9 protein-coding genes are annotated in these 16,747 nt (G+C 68.0%); 5 read left to right on the top strand and 4 right to left on the bottom strand.

Features of this window, described 5'->3' with window-relative positions:
- Positions 1–13 precede the first annotated feature (13 nt).
- Entirely contained in the window at positions 14–6,562 is a 6,549-nt protein-coding gene (locus ABTY62_RS04745; RefSeq protein ID WP_352127923.1) for a putative adhesin, read from the top strand.
- Between the two features lie 650 nt (positions 6,563–7,212).
- Positions 7,213–7,677 (top strand): hypothetical protein, encoded by a 465-nt coding sequence (locus tag ABTY62_RS04740; RefSeq protein WP_352127922.1) that lies wholly within the window; start codon positions 7,213–7,215, stop codon positions 7,675–7,677.
- A gap of 13 nt (positions 7,678–7,690) precedes the next feature.
- Here ABTY62_RS04740 and ABTY62_RS04735 read toward each other — a convergent pair whose 3' ends face one another.
- Together ABTY62_RS04735 and ABTY62_RS04730 are read right to left on the bottom strand one after the other, a co-directional pair.
- On the bottom strand, positions 7,691–10,297 hold the full coding sequence (locus tag ABTY62_RS04735) for a BRCT domain-containing protein (protein ID WP_352127921.1): 2,607 nt from the start codon (positions 10,295–10,297) through the stop codon (positions 7,691–7,693).
- Between the two features lie 91 nt (positions 10,298–10,388).
- Positions 10,389–11,402, bottom strand: coding sequence for a chitinase (locus ABTY62_RS04730; protein ID WP_502997403.1), 1,014 nt, complete (start codon positions 11,400–11,402; stop codon positions 10,389–10,391).
- Between the two features lie 203 nt (positions 11,403–11,605).
- On the opposite strand from ABTY62_RS04730, the gene ABTY62_RS04725 reads away from it, so the two are divergent.
- Complete coding sequence (locus tag ABTY62_RS04725; protein ID WP_352127920.1) at positions 11,606–12,439, top strand: NAD(P)H-binding protein; 834 nt, start codon at positions 11,606–11,608, stop codon at positions 12,437–12,439.
- A 68-nt stretch (positions 12,440–12,507) separates the two neighbouring features.
- Here the strand turns inward: ABTY62_RS04725 and ABTY62_RS04720 are convergent, their stop codons facing one another.
- Together ABTY62_RS04720 and ABTY62_RS04715 are read right to left on the bottom strand one after the other, a co-directional pair.
- Entirely contained in the window at positions 12,508–12,936 is a 429-nt protein-coding gene (locus ABTY62_RS04720) for a hypothetical protein (RefSeq protein WP_352127919.1), read from the bottom strand.
- 194 nt (positions 12,937–13,130) lie between these two features.
- The gene (locus ABTY62_RS04715; protein ID WP_502997402.1) at positions 13,131–14,876 is read right to left on the bottom strand and encodes a chitinase; all 1,746 of its coding nucleotides are present in this window, start codon (positions 14,874–14,876) and stop codon (positions 13,131–13,133) included.
- A gap of 235 nt (positions 14,877–15,111) precedes the next feature.
- On the opposite strand from ABTY62_RS04715, the gene ABTY62_RS04710 reads away from it, so the two are divergent.
- Both ABTY62_RS04710 and cpaB read left to right on the top strand, forming a co-directional pair.
- Positions 15,112–16,008 (top strand): hypothetical protein, encoded by an 897-nt coding sequence (locus ABTY62_RS04710; protein WP_352127918.1) that lies wholly within the window; start codon positions 15,112–15,114, stop codon positions 16,006–16,008.
- Positions 16,009–16,033: 25 nt separating this feature from the next.
- Positions 16,034–16,738 carry a Flp pilus assembly protein CpaB gene (gene cpaB, locus ABTY62_RS04705; RefSeq protein WP_311727485.1) on the top strand — a complete coding sequence of 235 codons (705 nt, stop codon included), beginning with the start codon at positions 16,034–16,036 and terminating at the stop codon, positions 16,736–16,738.
- Positions 16,739–16,747 lie beyond the last annotated feature (9 nt).

The raw sequence follows: 16,747 nt of genomic DNA, 5'->3' as shown, positions 1-16,747 counted from the left end.
GAGGAGACTTGTCATGAACCAGTTCGGGTCCGGCATGCCCCGGATAGGCGACACGGCACGCAGGAGACGGTCCTGGGGCAGACGGCTCGCCGTCTTAGCGGGGTTCGCCCTGGTACCGGGGTTGCTGTCTCCGGTCGCTTTTGCTGATGCGCCGGATCCGCTCGGCAAGCCGAAGCTGACAGCACCCCGTTCCTCAACGGTCTCTCCGCTGACCAAGAAGGCGAACGACAAGAACGCCCGCGTGGTCAAAGCCTCCGAAGCCGCCCACCGAGCCGCGGCCGAACGGGCGAGGACGGATCAGGGCCGATCGGTGACCTGGCCGGGGCAGGGCCAGGAGACGCTCAGACTCGACGCCGAGAAAACCGCCAAGGCGAACCCTGGCACTCTCCCCGTGACATTGACCGCAGCGGCGCCAGGCAGGGACCGGAAGAAGGAACGTGTCGCCCGGACCGTCACGGTCGAGGTTCTGGACCAAGAGGCAGCAGGCAAGCTCGGTGTCAAGGGCGTGGTGCTCACCGCCACCGGTCCCACGGGCGGGGGCTCGGCCCGGCTCACCGTTGACTACTCGGCGTTCGCTTCCGCCTACGGCGGTGACTGGGCCGGGCGGCTCCAGATCGTGAAGCTTCCCGACTGCGCACTCAAGGACCCTGCACAGTCGCACTGCCGTGGTCGCGAGACGGTGCCGTTCACCAACGACCGGGCCGGCCAAACCCTCCAAACCACCCTGGACTTCTCTGCCGCACCTGCGGGTCAGCAGATGGTGCTGGCGCTGGCAGCGGGCACCAAATCGGGGGCCGGCGACTACAAGGCCACTCCCCTGGCGGCCTCCTCGACCTGGGAAGCCGGCGGCTCGTCCGGCAGCTTCACCTGGTCGTACCCGTTGCGGACCTCGCCCGCCGCGGCCGGGCCGTCGCCGGACCTGTCGCTCTCCTACGACTCGGGCAGCGTGGACGGGCGTACCGCGTCCACGAACAACCAGGGCACCGCTATCGGTGAAGGTTTCGATCTCACCTCGTCCTTCATCGAGCGCAAGTACGGCTCCTGCGACGACGACGGGCAGGATGGCAAGTTCGATCTGTGCTGGAAGTACGACAACGCCTCCCTCGTCCTGAACGGCAAGGCCACCGAGCTGGTCAAGGACGACACCAGTGGCCGGTGGCGGCTGAAGAACGACGACGCCTCGACTGTCGAGCACCACACCGGCGCGGACAACGGCGACGACAACGGCGAGTACTGGACCGTTACCACCGGCGACGGAACCGTCTACACCTTCGGCCTCAACAAGCTCGACGGGGCCGGCGCGGATGACCGCACCGCATCGGTGTGGACTGTGCCGGTCTTCGGGGACGACGAGGGAGAGCCCGGCTACGCGGACGGCACGAGTTTCTCCGGCCGGGACAAGAAGCAGGCCTGGCGGTGGAGCCTCGACCTGGTCGAGGACACCCATGGCAACGCCATGACCTACTGGTACAAGGCCGAGGAGAACAACTACGACAAGCTCGGCGACGACAACACGGGCACCGGCTACATCCGCGGCGGCTACCTGAAGGAGATCCGTTACGGCCAGCGCAAGGATGCCCTGTTCTCCGCAACCCCCGCCGCCTCCAACAAGGTCGTCTTCGACTACGCCGAGCGGTGCCTGGCCTCCGGCACCGGCTGCGACTCGCTCACCAAGGACACCCGCGACAACTGGCCGGACGTGCCCTTCGACGCGGTGTGCAAGGACGACGACAAGTGCACCGGAAACGTCGGCCCGTCCTTCTTCACCCGCAAGCGGATGACGGGCATCACCACCTACGCATGGAACGCCGCAGCCTCCACCCCCGGCTACGCCTCCGTCGACAACTGGACACTCAAGCAGCTCTACCTCGACCCGGGCGAAACCGGTGACACCAGTGACCAGTCTCTGTGGCTGGACGAGATCAAGCACACCGGTAAACACGGCAGCGACCTGGCCCTGGACCCGGTCAAGTTCACCCACGTCTTCCTGCCCAACCGCGTCGACGGGGCGAGCGATGACATCCTCTCCCTCGACAAGCCGCGCCTGAAGACGGTCACCTCCGAGGCCGGGGCGCAGACCATCGTCAGCTATCTCGAGGCCGACTGCGTGGCCGGGCAGACGATGCCCAAGGCCGACGAGAACACCCGGCGCTGCTACCCGGTGTACTGGTCGCCGAACGGGGAGAAGAACCCGGTCCTGGACTGGTTCCAGAAGTACCCGGTCACCGCCGTGTCCACCACCGACCCGTACGGCGGCTCGGAGGCGGTGCAGAACACCTACAGCTATGAGGGCGGGGGCGCCTGGCATTACAACGACGACCCGATGACCCCGGCCAAGGAACGCACCTGGTCCATCTGGCGCGGCTTCGGGAAAGTCACCCACCTCACCGGGGACCGTGACAGCACACAGCTGAAGACCGTCACCGTCTACCTGCGCGGAATGAACGGCGACCGCCTACTGGGCCCGGACGGCAAGACCCCGGACCCGGACAAGCGCAAGCAGGTCAAGGTCACCGGCATCAAGGGCGAGGCCATCACCGACTCGGACCCGTACGCCGGGTTCACCCGCGAAACCGTCACCTACAACGGGGACACCGAGGTGTCGGGCACGGTCGATGACCCGTGGTCCAAGCGCACCGCCACCCAGCACAAGTCGTACGCCGACACCGAGGCCTACTACGTCCGCACCGCCGCCACCCACACCCGCACCCGCATCACCAGCGGCCTCACCCCCGTGGACCGTGTGCGGACCACTGCCACCACGTACGACGACTACGGCATGGCCCAGACGGTCGAGGACCGCGGCGACGACGCCAAGTCCAAGGACGAGACCTGCACCCGCACCTGGTACGCGCGCAATGACGACAAGGGCATCAACGCGCTGGTCTCCCGCACCCGAACCACCTCACAGCCCTGCGACACCCCGGACGCGGACCTCGACCTGCCCGCGGACTCCAGCCGCCAGGGCGACGTCATCTCCGACACCGCCACCGCCTACGACACCACCACCTGGAACGCGTCACACAAGCCCACCAAGGGCGAGGCCCAGTGGACCGGGCAGGCCAAGGGTTACGGCACCGACAACGCCCCCGCATGGCAGCAGACCGGCACCGCCGCATACGACACGCTGGGCCGGCCCACCGCGGTCAAGGACGCGCTGAACCGCACCACCGCCACCACGACCTACACACCAACCGCTGCTGGGCCCCTGACAGCGACCACAGTGGCCGACGCCAAGAGTTTCGAGACCACCACAGCCCTCGACTTCGCCACCGGGGCATCACTCAAGGTCACCGACCCCAACGGCAAGATCACCGAAAGCGAGTACGACGCGCTCGGCCGGGTCACCAACGTATGGCTGCCGAATCATCTGAAGGTCCTGTTCAAAAACCCCAGCCTGGCTTACGCCTACCACTTCAACAGCACGTCGCTGCCCTGGATCTCCACCAGCACAATCAAAGGTGACAGCTCCGGGTACAACACCACCTACGAGATCTACGACTCGCTCCTGCGCGCCCGCCAGGTCCAGTCACCCACACCGGTCGGCGGCCGACTGATAGGCCTGACCCTGTACGACGACCGGGGACTGGCGGTCAGCTCTCAATCGGACACCTGGGACGAGACCACGTCCCCGTCGGGCACACCCGTGCAGACCGAGGGCAGCCAGGCCCCCGCTCAGACCGACACCACCTATGACGGCGCCGGGCGGGCCACCAAGACGGTCACCAAACACTACGGTGTCACCCGCTGGACCACTGAGAGCACCTTCACCGGCGACACCGTCGCCACCAGTGCCCCCGCCGGCGGCCAGGGCGTTGCCGAGGTCACCGATGTGCGCGGGCAGACCACCGAGCGCCGCGAATACGCCGGCCCCAAGCCGACCGGCACCGAATTCACCACTACCGGCTTCACCTACACCCCCGGCGGCCTGCAGAAGACCATCACCGGCCCGGACAAGGCCACCTGGTCCTACTCCTATGACCTGGCCGGACGGCAGGTCCTGGCGGACGATCCCGACAAGGGCGAGACCACCAGCACTTACAACGCTGTCGATCAGGTCACCAGCACCACCAACGCCGAGAAGCAGACCCTCGTCTACGACTACGACGAGCTCGGCCGCAAGACAGGCATGTGGAGTGGCACCAAGACAGATGCCAACAAGCTCGCCGCCTGGACCTTCGACACTCTGGCCAAGGGGCAGCAGGACACCGCCGTCCGCTATGACGGGGGCCTGACCGGCAAGGCGTACACGCGGAAAGTGACCGCCTATAACGGCCTCTATCAGGTTATGAACAGCGAGCTCACGCTTCCTGCTGAGGACCCTCTGGTCAAGGCGGGAGTTCCCAAGACCCTGGCCTTCTCCACCGGCTATCGGGTCGATGGAAGCGTCGGCCAGTACGGCGAGCCGGCCGTGGGCGGACTCGCCGCCGAGACTGTCTCCTACACCTACAACGCCACCGGCCAGCAGCTGACCTCTGTCGGTACCACGGGATATCTCCAGGGCGCCACCTTCTCCCCGCAAGGCGACCTGCGGCAGCTGACTGTGGGCATGTCCGGGACCAGCTCGGCGAAGAAGGCTTACCTCAACCACGACTACGAGCCCGGCACCCGTCGCCTGACCCGCTCCTACGTCACCGACGACGTCCACGGCTACATGCCGCAGGAGCTGAAATTCACCCAGGACGACGCGGGCAACGTCACCTCCATCTTCGACAACACAACACTCGGCGGCACCGGCAAGGCCGACTACCAGTGCTTCACCTACGACGGCTACCGCCGCATGACCGAAGCCTGGACCCCGGCCACCGCCAACTGTGCCACCACCGGGCGCACCACCGCCAACCTCGCCGGCGCCGCCCCGTACTGGACCAGCGACCACTACAACACCGCGGGCCAGCGCGACGAACAGACCGAACACACCACAGGCGGCGACACCAAAACCACCTACACCTACGGCACCCAGACCGGCCAGCCTCACCCCCTCACCAAAACCGAGACCAACGGCGGCACACCCCGCACCTACACCTACGACAACACCGGCAACACCACCGGCCGCCCCGGCACCCAGGCCACCCAGACCCTGACCTGGAACCCCGAAGGCAAACTCGCCACCACCACCGAACCCGCCGCCGGTAGCAAACCCGCCACCGCCACCGGCTACCTCTACGACGCCGACGGCGAACTACTCATCCGCCGCGCCACCACCACCGACGGCGACACCGTCCTCTACCTCGGCGCCACCGAAGTACGCCTCACCGTCAAGGGCGGCACCAAGACCCTGTCCGGCACCCGTTACTACACGGCCAACGGCCAGACCATCGCCGTCCGCACCGCCAGCACCGCGACCACCGGCACCAAACTGTCCTTCCTGGCCGCCGACCATCACGGCACCTCCAGCATCGCCCTGGACGCCACCACCTACGCCATCACCAAGCGCTACACCACCCCCTTCGGCGCCCCACGCGGCCAACAACCACAAGCCTGGCCCGACGACAAAGCCTTCCTCGGCAAACCCGCCGACACCACCACTGGCCTCACTCACATCGGCGCCCGCGAATACGACCCCGTTCTCGGCCAATTCCTCAGCCTCGACCCTGTTCTCGCCCCTGGTCAGGCGCAGTCGCTGAACGGCTACAGCTACGCCAATCAGAACCCCATAACGCAAAGCGATCCAACAGGATTGTGGATCGATGACGGCACAGGCCACTCAGAACCCCGAAACGATGGACACGGCGACCACAACAAATACTCAGACGGGTGGAAGGCCGACAAGAATGGAAGGCCGTGGTCTGGCGGAGGTACAGCGACTGCCGAAAGCAGTGGCGGACTTAGCCCATCATCTCCCGAATGTGACGCTTCATGTAAAGCGGCGTTTGGGCAGTTCTTCCAGGCCATCGATGAGGAACCGAAGTACAGAGGGGACTGCGGATCCACTATAAGCGGCGGTTTGTCCTGCTCTGGAACTCTATCGGAAGGCCAAAAGCGCGTCGGTGGAATCTTGTCCATGTTGGACCCCACTGGAGCGCTCGGGGCTCTCGAATGCGCGCAACAGTTCGAAGCATCTGACTGCGGTATTACTGCAATATCCTTCGCCCCTATTGCTGGGAAGGCTTTCAAAGGTGGAAAGGCGGCTTTAAAGAAGATCGACGAATTGGGCCAGGAAGGTCGCGCCTTTGGGCGAGGTGTAGGTCCGGCGAAGAACAGGGTGAGTGTCGGCTCCCACGCCAAGGGTGAGACGGTATTTGCTGGACACGGGAGATGGAATATTTGGAATGGTTGGACTAAGGTTCCCGAAGGTACCGAGTTGAGAATGTACAGCAAGCATGGATATGCGATTGGAGATAGAGAGGGATTCGCTATCGAAGCAGGTGTCCCTCTCTCGTCGGCGGTGGATATCTATCGATCGGGTAAGTGGGTGCGCAATTATACGCTGTATCCGTCCAAAGGGCTCACTGTTTTGCACAGTTCGACGACAGTGGATAAGGCGCATAGACTGGGGGCGTTGCTGCAGGCTAACGCGGGAACATGTCACTGGGCGGCTTGTAGGGGGAACCGCCCCTGATTCGCCATTCCTTGTCGAACTCTCGGTATGATGCCATGGCCTCAGTTGCAAGTCGTGAGATGGATGGCTAGGCGGTGGCCCTTTCCAGCGGCGACGGGGGGCGAACACGGTTGAGCGTGGCTGTTCGTGCTTAGTGGTATGAGTGAAGGGTCGGGATGCTCGTGCCGTTGGGATGGCCAGGTGAGCTCGATGGTGCGACCTTGGTTTCATCTTGAGGGCAATGTCCCGTGATCAATTTAGATCGACGGTCGAGTTGACTGCAAAGAATCCCGTGAAGGGGCATGTCGGAAATGCATCGTTCGGAAGGCCAGCGCGTTGCTGTCGAATTCTTCGTCGCTCGCATCGAGGACGGTCGAAATTGGAAGGTGCGCGGTCCATCCAAGCGGTCTGTCAAGAAATCGATCAGAGATGGGCGATCTATGGTTTTCGTGTTTCGGCCGCCAGGGGGAGGGGGATGGAAGCGCTCCTGGCCGCGCCTGAGAGTCGCGGTCGACCCTGAGACTGGCCGGGCCACGATGCTGCGCTAGTATGGAGGATTTCCGCGCTGGTCCTATACGCGGCCCGCGCCTTCGCGTTGATATTTCGACTTCCACTACTGTTGCTCTGCCCGCGCCTTCGCGCCCCGCACCGGCCGCACCCTGGACCGGGAGGTGGCGGTCACCGGCTTCTCCCAGGGCGCCTCGGCCGCCCTGGGCCTGGCCCGGGCCCTCCAGTCGGGTCAGGCGCCGTACGCCGACACCATTGAGGCGCTGTTCGACGGCGCGCACACCGGCCGGCAGCTCATGGAGGGCACCCCGGCCACCCTCGACAAGCTGCTCACCGCCCACGGCCGCGACCTGCTCGCTCACCCGACCGGCCCCATGGCCGCCGCCCTGCGCACCACCGACGACGTCTGCGACTGGGCGCCCCGCGTGCAGACACGCCTCTACATGGCGAGCGGCGACGAGCAGGCCACCGTCGCCAACACCGCCCACTGCCGGTCCGCCCTCGCCCGCCACGGCGTGGCCGCGCCGGTCGTCGACCTGGGAGCCGTCGACTACAACGGCTCCCGCCACCTGGGCTCCAACGTCCGGGCTACCGCGGCCGTCGTGCGCTGGCTCGACGAACTCCGGTAACCCGACGGAGGCGTCACCACTGGGCCTGGTGGTGGCCCGTGGCGGCGCGCCACACCGCAGAGAGCGCCGCTTTCGGCCGGTGGTTGAAATCATGGGCCGGAAGGTCGCCGAGCAGGTCCAGTACGGCGCTGAGGTGCCCACAGTCCGCGGCCTGCCCGATGAGCTCCTCAGTCGGCATCTGGCGTTTGGCGCGCGGCGTCTTGAGCAGCTTGGCGTGCGCTTCGGCGAGGGCCGCGAGGTCCTCCTCGGTCGGCGTCGGCGGCAGGGACCGCCGCGGGGCGCCGTCGGCGATCGCCTGGGCACGCTCGTAGGCGTCGTCCGGTATGTACCACGAGTCGGCGAGCCACGAGCGGAGCAGATCGGGCCGACCGAGCTCGACCAGTGCCTTGATCATGCTCGACGGCCGTTCCCTGGCCGGGACGCACGCTTCCAGGAACTCTTCCGCGATGTCGAGCCGGTCGGTGCTCAGCAGACAGAGCAGCCACGGCTCGGAGCGGAAGCTGTTGGGCTGGTTCTCGGCGGACGTCCACAGCGACCGGGCCTCGTCCACGCGCCCGCACTCGGTGAGCGCCCAGATGACCGCGAGGCGGTTCTCCCAGGAGTTGGTCTCCGGCTCGATGGCGTCCCGTGCGCGGGCGAACCACGCGTCGGCGGCGGCCGTGTCGCCCAGGGCCTGGTAGGCGCCGGCCACCGAGGAGGCGACACTCACGACGTTGTACTTGCCGAGGGCCGCCTCCGCCCTCGGCTCGGCGAAGGCGAAGACGGCCCGCGCCTGTTCGGTCCGTCCCGCGCGGGCCAGGATCGTGGCCACCTGGGCCGAGGCCGCGACGCGCTCGTCCGTACCGGGTATCGCCTCGAGCAGTTCCGCGGCCCCTTCGGGCTCCCCGCGCCGGGCCCGGAGCCGGGCCGCGTCACCGAGGTACTCGTTCACCGCGAAGTTCCAGTTGCTCCCGAGCTGGGAGACGGCATCCCGTACCGCCGAGAACAGGTCGTCCATCGTCGCCGTGTTGGGCGGCGGCCACGCCCCGTCTCCGTGGGGCTCGGCGGGCTTCATCCGTTCCACGTACTCCCGGACGAAGTAGCCGAGACCGTCGTCCCCGAGCCGCTGGGCGGCGGTCCGTACGTCCGGCACGACATCGAGCCCGCCCCACCGCACCGGCCACCCGAAACGCCGGTCGACCGACCAGGTCAGCACCGCATCCAGGTCTTCCCTGCGGTCCGCCGGCGCGATGACCAGACCCTCCTCGAACGCCGCACACCAGGTGTCGTCGTCCAGGGCGAAGTTGACGTTGTGCTGCTCGAGTACGTAGTCGTCCTCCAGGAGCCGGGGGCCCGGGGGCTCGCGGAGGAAGGTGAAGTCGCCCAGCTCCCCTCCGGTGTCGGGCCGACGGAAGGTCACCCGGGTCGAATCCACCGACACCCGCACTCCGCCCCTGCCGCCCTTTCCTGCGGCCGGGTCGGGTCCGTCGTCCTCCTCAGCCGCCCAGCCGACCTGCCTGGTGGCCACGTCGATGGCCAGATCCCGCTTGTGCCGGGCGTTATACGCGTACAGCCGGGTGCCGTCCAGCGACCAACTGACCCCGTCGTCCAGCCACAGCTCGTCGTCCTCGGCCCCGAACTCCTCGGGAAGCGCCTCGGGCAGCAGATAAGGGTGTGAGGGGGGTGCGTAGCCGGGCAGCCAGAACAGATGGCCCGCCTCCAGCGGGACGACACAGCCCTTGATCGAACAGGGGGAGCCGGACGAGACGAACGCGCGCCGCCCGTCGGGCGCCAGCGCCCACGTCGGCGGCCGGCTGGCCCCGTCCGTCACGGACGCGCTGGCCAGCGGATAGGTGTTGGTGGTGTGGGTCTCGAACGGGTCGAAGACCCCTACCTGGTTGGTGTTGTAGGCGAGCCCGACGCGGGTGCTGTCGGCCGACCACTGGATGGTGCCGTCGTAGTCGGGCCAGCCGACTCCGCCCTCGATGCGCTGGAGTGTGTTGACGCAGCGGCCGCTGGCGACCTCCCAGATCTGTAGCGCACCGCCGCGGTGGTAGTCGTCGCCGACCCAGCTTCCGGTGGCCAGATAGCTTCCGCACGGGCTGACATCAAACGATGTGATCTCTGTGCTGTGGCCGTACGGATGCTGGAGCCGCGTGCCGCCGAGCCCGCGAATCGCGTCGGTCGCGAAGCGATGCGCCTCGGTGACCCCATGCGTGCGCTCGAACTCCAGCAGCCGGGCCCGGAGCGGCGGCAGGTCCCGCTCGGCCGCGAAGGCGGACCAGTCCGCTCCCTGAAGGACCGCGAGCAGTGCGGCCGGGTCGGCGGCCGACGTCAGCGACGCGTGATCCGCGAAGGTCTCTGTCCCGTCGGTGGTGGCGGACTCATGGCCCGCCGAGGGCTTGGCCGCCCCCGTGAGCACGCCCCGCAGCGCCTTCGCGTCGTAGATCGGAATGCCGCGTGTGCTCGCCGCGCCGATCTTGCGGCCCGGGACATCATGTGCGACGAAGACGAGATCTGTTCTGTCGGACACCGAACCCGACACCCGCGCGCCCAGCGCCTCCAGCCCGGCCTTCGCCTCAGCGTGCGGCAGCTTGTGGAACCGTCCCATCAGGACGATTGATTTTCCCCGTAGATCCATGGCCATGACCGTAAGGCCACCCACTGACGACCCGATCACCCCAACTCCCCGCTCGAGGGGGATCTTTCGGTCCCCCTCGAACGGGCGGGCCCTACGACAGACCGTGGACGTGCGGCCCGACCGCCTTCGACCAGGCGCTGCCGTTCGCCGCGTCCCAGTTGGTCGACCAGGTCATCGCGCCGCGCAGCCCCGGGTACGTCTTCGAGGGCTTGAACGAGCCGCAGCCGGAGCCCTTGGTGAGGCAGTCCAGGGCGGCGTTGACGATCCCCGGCTCCACATACCCGGAGCCCGCGCCGCGCGTGGAGGCCGGGACGCCGAGGCCGACCTGGGACGGGTCGAGGCCGTTCTCCAGCTGGATACAGGCGAGGGCGGTGAGGAAGTCGACGGAGCCCTGTGAGTAGACCTTGCCGTCGCAGCCCAGCATGGAGCCGCTGTTGTAGTACTGCATATTGACCACCGTCAGGAAGTCCTTGGTGGCCAGCGCGGTTTTGAAGTACTCGTTCTGCGGCGACTGCATATCGATGGTCTGCGGCGCCATCGTCACCACGACATCGCTCTTCTTGTCGTGGATCGCCTTGAGTGCCTTGGTCATGTAGGTGGCGTTGAGCCCGTTCTCCAGGTCGATGTCGACGCCGTCGAAGCCGTACTCGTCCATGAGCTTGGTGACGGAGTCGGCAAAGGCGTTGGCGGACGCGTCGTCGCTGATCGAGACGGTGCCGTTCTGGCCGCCGATGGAGATGATGACGGACTTGCCCGCCGCCTGCTTGGCCTTCATGTCGGCCTTGAACTGGTCGACCGTATAGCCGCCGAGCCCGGCCGAGTCGAGGTTGAAGGTGACCGCGCCGGGCGTGCCGGTCGCGTCGGCGAAGGCGACGGCGATGATGTCGTAGTCGTCCTGGACGTCGGCGAGCTTCTGGACGGTCGCGCCGTTGTTGAAGTTCTGCCAGTACCCGGTGACCGCGTGCTGGGGGACGGCGGCGGTGCCCGCGGGCTCCTCGGCCGCGCCCGCGGTGTTGGCGGCCATCAGCCCGCCGGCGGCGAGGGCCGCCACGGCTATGCCGCCGAGCAGTTTCCGGGTGAACGTACGTGAATGTGCGCGTGCCACGGGTGCCTCCGGGCGTGGGGGGGACGTGGGGGGAGTGGTGCGCTTACGCGTTCAGGGGCCCCTGAGGCATGTGATCCACCGTGGTCCAGACCAATCCACCTGTCAAGTCCCTGACAGAAACGGAACGGCTTGACCTGAAGTTTGGTTGAGGTTTTAGCGTTCACGCCGGATTGAACATCGTCTGGCGACAGGAGAGTGTGCCCGTGATCCTCGTGACGGGAGCCACCGGAAACATAGGAAGTGCCCTGCTGAAGGAGTTGCGGGCGAGCGGTGCCGGGCCGCTGCGAGGTCTCACCCGGGACGCCGCGCGGGCCGGATTCCCGGCCGGAGTCGAGGCCGTGGAGGGCGACTTCGCGCGGGCCGCCACGCTGAAGCCCGCGCTGGACGGGGTGCGGTCGCTGTTCCTCCCGTCGCGCATGGGCCCGGACGCCGACATCCTCGACGTCGCCCGACAGGCCGGGGTGGAGCATGTGGTGCTCGTGTCGTCCATCACCGTCCAGACCCATCCCCACCTGGGCCCCGCCGAGGAGAACCTCGCCGTCGAGCGGCTGCTGAAGGACAGCGGCATGGCCTGGACGATCCTGCGGCCCACGCAGTTCGCCTCGAACGCCCTGTGGTGGGCGGACCCGATCCGCGGGCGCGAGCCGGTCCGCCTGCCGTACGCGGACGTCGGGCTGCCCGCCGTCCACCCCGCGGATATCGCGGCGGTGGCCGGGGCGGCGCTGACCGGGCCGGGGCGTCGCGGGCGGACGTACGCGCTGACCGGGCCGGAGCGGGTCACGGCCCGGCAGCAGGTCGAGGCGATCGCGGCGGCCCTGGGGCGGGAGGTGCCGGTCGCCGAGATCAGCCGGGAGGAGGCTCACCGCGGCATGGCGGCGTTTCTGGGGGACGAGGCCGCGAGTGCGGTGCTGGACCTGATGGGCGGGGACGTCAACGACGAGTTGCTGAAGGTGCGCGACACGGTGGAGCGGGTCACCGGCCGGCCGGCCAGGCCGTTCCGGCAGTGGGCCGCGGAGAACGCCGACGCGTTCCGCTGACAGCGCTGTTCGAGGGAGGGCGCTCGGCCCTCCCTCGAACAGCACCGTCAGCGAGGATCAATCGGCCATTACTCGGCGTCGGACTCGTCGATGCTGGTGGCGATGCCGTCCTTGATGACGACGGTGGCCATGATGCCGTTCTCGTCCTTCAGTACGGTGTCGAGCTGGTCGGGGGTGCAGGCGGTGTTGGCGTCGCAGATCCGGCCGGCGCCGGTGATTTTGGTGTCGTCGGCGACGAAGAATCCCTGGTTCCCGACGGTGTGCTTGCCCGGGGCGAGGTAGCGGAGCTCACCGGAGAAGGTGCCGTTGACGGGCTTCCCGGCCGGGGCGTCGCCACCGTCCGACGAGCCGCCGCCCGGGGCGGTCGGGGCGGAGGACGAGCTGTCGGGCCCCGAGGCGTCGGCGTCGGACGGCTGGCAGGCGGTGGCGAACAGGGCCCCGGTCACCAGCAGGCTCATGGCGGCGAACGTACGAACGCGGGAGCGGTAGGCGCGCATGATGAGAGACCTTCTTCGCCAGTCGAGGGAGGAGACCCGGGGAGGTGTCTCTCCCGGTGTGCTTCTCATCCTGCGGGCCACCGCTGCCGTGCCATTAACGTGGCGCTAATGAAGCGCTGTTGTCCGGGACGAGCGTCGCCCGGCCGTTCGGGGGAGGCGGTCGGCCCACCCCCGAACGGCCCGAACGAAATCGCCTACGGCAGGCCGTGGACCTTCGGCCCGACCGCGTTGGACCAGGCGTTGCCCGCCAGCGCGTCCCAGTTGGTCGACCAGGTCATCGCGCCGCGCAGGCCCGGATAGGTCTTCGCGGGCTTGAACGAGCCGCAGTTGGTGCCCCGGGCCAGGCAGTCCAGGGCGTTGTTCACGATCGTCGGGGAGACGTAGCCGCTGCCCGCGCCGCGCGTCGAGGCGGGCAGGCCCAGGCCGACCTGGGACGGGGACAGGCCGCCTTCCAGCTGGATGCAGGCGAGCGCGGTGAGGAAGTCGACCGAGCCCTGTGAGTAGACCTTGCCGTCGCAGCCCAGCATGGAGCCGCTGTTGTAGTACTGCATATTGACGACGGTCAGGATGTCCTTGATGTTGAGCGCCGTCTGGAAGTAGGCGTTCGACGTGGACTGCATGTCGATCGTCTGCGGGGCCATGGTGATGACGAGCTTCGAGCCCGCCTTGGCGGAGAGCGAGCGCAGGGCCTGCGTCATGTAGGTCGCGTTGAGGCCGTTCTCCAGGTCGATGTCGACGCCGTCGAACCCGTACTGCTGCATCAGCGCGTAGACGGAGTTGGCGAAGTTGTTCGCGGAGGCCGAGTCGTTGATGGAGACCGTGCCGTTCTGGCCGCCGATGGAGATGATGACGGACTTGCCGGCTGCCTGCTTGGCCTTGATGTCGGCCTTGAACTGGTCGACCGTATAGCCGCCGAGCCCGGCCGAGTCGAGGTTGAAGGTGACCGCGCCGGGCGTGCCGGTCGCGTCGGCGAAGGCGACGGCGATGATGTCGTACTGGTCCTGGACACCGCTGATCTTCTGGACGGTCGCGCCGTTGTTGAAGTTCTGCCAGTAGCCGGTGACCGCGTGCTTGGGGACGGTGCCGCCCCCGCCGCCGCTCCCGGCCGAGGTGGTGCCGGTGACGGCCGTGGACCTGGGCGACTCGCCCGCCGCGTTGGTCGCGGTGACCTGGAACTGGTACGAGGTGGCGGCGGCGAGCCCGGTCACCGTGGCCGAGGTGCCGCTGACCGCCTGCACCTTGGCGCCGTCCCGGTAGACGTTGTAGCCGGTCGCGCCGCTGACCGTGGACCAGGACAGGGCGATGGACGAGGAGGTCACCGTGCCCGTCTTCAGACCTGACGGGGCGGTCGGAACGGGGTCGCCGGGGTCACCGGGGTCGGAGCCGCCGGGGCCGGTGAGGCTGATGTCGTCGGCGTAGTAGGCGGGCTGTCCGTACCAGCCGTGGGTGTAGACGGTGACCGAGGTCGTGCTCGGGCCGGTCTTGAAGGTGGTGGTCAGCTGCTGCCAGCCGGAGGCGGACGGCGTCCAGGTCGACACGTCCGTCGTCCCGGTGCCGCTCGCGCCGAGGTAGACGTAACTGCCCTGCACCCAGGCGCTGAGCGTGTACGAGGAGTCCGGCTTGACGCTCACGGTCTGCGTGCACTGGGCGTTGTCCTGCCCGGCCGGGGTCGCCTTGAGCGCCGACGAGCCGCCGTGCGCCGGGGTGGCGACCGTGGTCCCGGAGGCGGCGGAACAGGTCCAGCCGCTCAGCCCGGACTCGAAGCCGGAGTTCTGTACGAGGTTGGCGTCCGCCGCGCCGGCCGTGCCGCCGCCGACGGCGACCAGCGCGCCGGCGCCGAGCACGGCCGCGGCGGCGGCGGAGAGGAATCGGGTGAGCCTGGTTCTGCCGGGTCTGCTGGGTCTGCCGGGTCTCGCGGGGGGTATCGCAGCACGGTCCACGACTGCCTCCGTGGGGGAGAGTTGAGGGAGGAGCTCAGGGAACGGCGGCCACCGTACGACCGTTTCAAAATGGTCCAGACCAATGGGCTTGTCAAGGGGGCGGGCATGGGTCCGTAACCCAGGGGAACTGTTCTCTCACGCGGCTTTCGTGGATAAAGTGCTGATGCACCAGGACAGCAGCAACGACCTGCGGCCGCCGCTCTCCCCGGCGCCGACGTGAGACGGGGTAGCCGACGTGCCCACCGCGATAGCAGTCACCGGCCGTGAGCTGGTGCTTCCGCCGCCCGACGGTCAGACCCCGTCGGCCGTCGTGCTCATGCCGCCCGACGTCCAGCCGCTGGACGACGCGCTCACCGAGACCGCCGGCCTGCTCGACCAGCAGGGCTATCTCATCGTGGTCTACCCCGCGGCGACCCCCGCGCCCTTCGTCCGCCGGCTCCATACCGTGCGGGCGGTCCTGGAGAGCGACCGCATCGCGCTGCTGCCCCTCGAACTTCCGCCGCTCGCCGTCGCCGTGGTCGCCCGTCAGCTGCGCCAGCTGTCGATGTGCGACTTCAGCCCCGGCGTGCTCGCCTGCGCCGCGCGCCTGCTGACGCACTACGTCCACGCGGGCGCGCTGCTGGGCAGCGTGGCCAAGCTGGACCGGGTGCCCGTCAGCCTCACCTCGCACGTCAAGTCCTGGGTGCCCGGCGCCCAGTTCGCGGTGCTCGCCCACCCCACCCCCCAGCTGGTCAAGGTGGGCGGCGAGGCCGCGCTGCCCGGGCCCGGGTACGCCACCCACCTCACCGTGGCGCGCGGCAACCTCAACAATCACGGCCACAGCCATGCGGGCGGCGACTGGGTCAACGCCAGGCTTGCCCCCGGATGGGGGGTGCAGGGCGTCGAAGAGGTGCCGCCGCCGCATGAGTCGGCCGCCTGGTGGGGTACCCCCAAACTGATCGAGTTCGCCGCCGCCATCCCGGACCTCTCCGTCCTCTACCAGTTGGTGGCGTCCGTACGGAGAGAGGAGTGCCACTGGTGCGGCTTCGAACTCATCGGCGACCGCTGCGCGTTCTGTTCCGCCCCGGTGCCGCGCGGCGATGACATCCTTGCCCTGACCCAGACCGAGCGACCCGCTCTGATGAGCCGGTAACGTCCCCCAACGAGGTTGTGCGTCCATGAATTCACGCCAGCGCCGCGGAGTCATCCTGCTGCTCCTGTCGGTCCTGTGCGCCGGTGGCGCGTTCGCCGGAGTGCTGTCCGTCATCCGCGACGTGGAGTCGAAGGTCGGTCCCGAGACCACCGCGTACAAGCTCAAGTCGGACGTCCCGGCCTACCAGGCGCTGGACGCGGACAAGTTCGAGAAGATATCGATGCCCGAGCGCTGGCTGCCGTCCACGGCCGTCACCGACCTCGCCGACGTACGCGGCAAGATCGCCGTCATCCCGCTGCGCAAGGGCTCGCTGCTCCAGGCCGACATGATCGTGGAGCGCCCGGCGCTCAAGGCGGGGCAGCAGGAGATCGCCATCATGATCGACGCGGCGACCGGCGTCGCGGGCAAGATCAACCCCGGGGCGAAGGTGAACATCTACGCGACCTTCGAGGGCAAGGGCCGTAACGACGACCCCGTCTCCAAGCTCATCGTCGCGGGCGCGGAGGTCATCGACGTCGGCAAGCTGACCGCGCTGGAGCCGAACCAGGACGACACCCGGCGCCTGGACAAGGCCGTGCCCATCACCTTCGCGCTGGACACCGGCGACGCCCAGCGCGTGGCGTACGCGGAGTCCTTCGCCACCCATGTACGGCTCGCCCTCGTCGCCCCCGGCGACGACGACAGCGTCTCCCCACGCGACCGCACCTACACCCTCGACGGCGACAGATGACAAGCGGCA

The sequence above is a fragment of the Streptomyces sp. NPDC097640 genome (assembly GCF_040302705.1).
Taxonomy (GTDB): Bacteria; Actinomycetota; Actinomycetes; order Streptomycetales; family Streptomycetaceae; genus Streptomyces.
Note: the sequence above shows the minus strand (reverse complement) of the source record. Positions and strands in the feature narration are given on the sequence as shown.

What these genes read in the sequence shown, in the direction of transcription:
- ABTY62_RS04745 (WP_352127923.1), top strand. Translation starts at nt 14, where the DNA reads ATGAACCAGTTCGGGTCCGGCATGCCCCGGATAGGCGACACGGCACGC.
- cpaB (WP_311727485.1), top strand. Translation starts at nt 16,034, where the DNA reads ATGAATTCACGCCAGCGCCGCGGAGTCATCCTGCTGCTCCTGTCGGTC.
- ABTY62_RS04735 (WP_352127921.1), bottom strand. Translation starts at nt 10,297, where the DNA reads ATGGATCTACGGGGAAAATCAATCGTCCTGATGGGACGGTTCCACAAG.
- ABTY62_RS04720 (WP_352127919.1), bottom strand. Translation starts at nt 12,936, where the DNA reads ATGCGCGCCTACCGCTCCCGCGTTCGTACGTTCGCCGCCATGAGCCTG.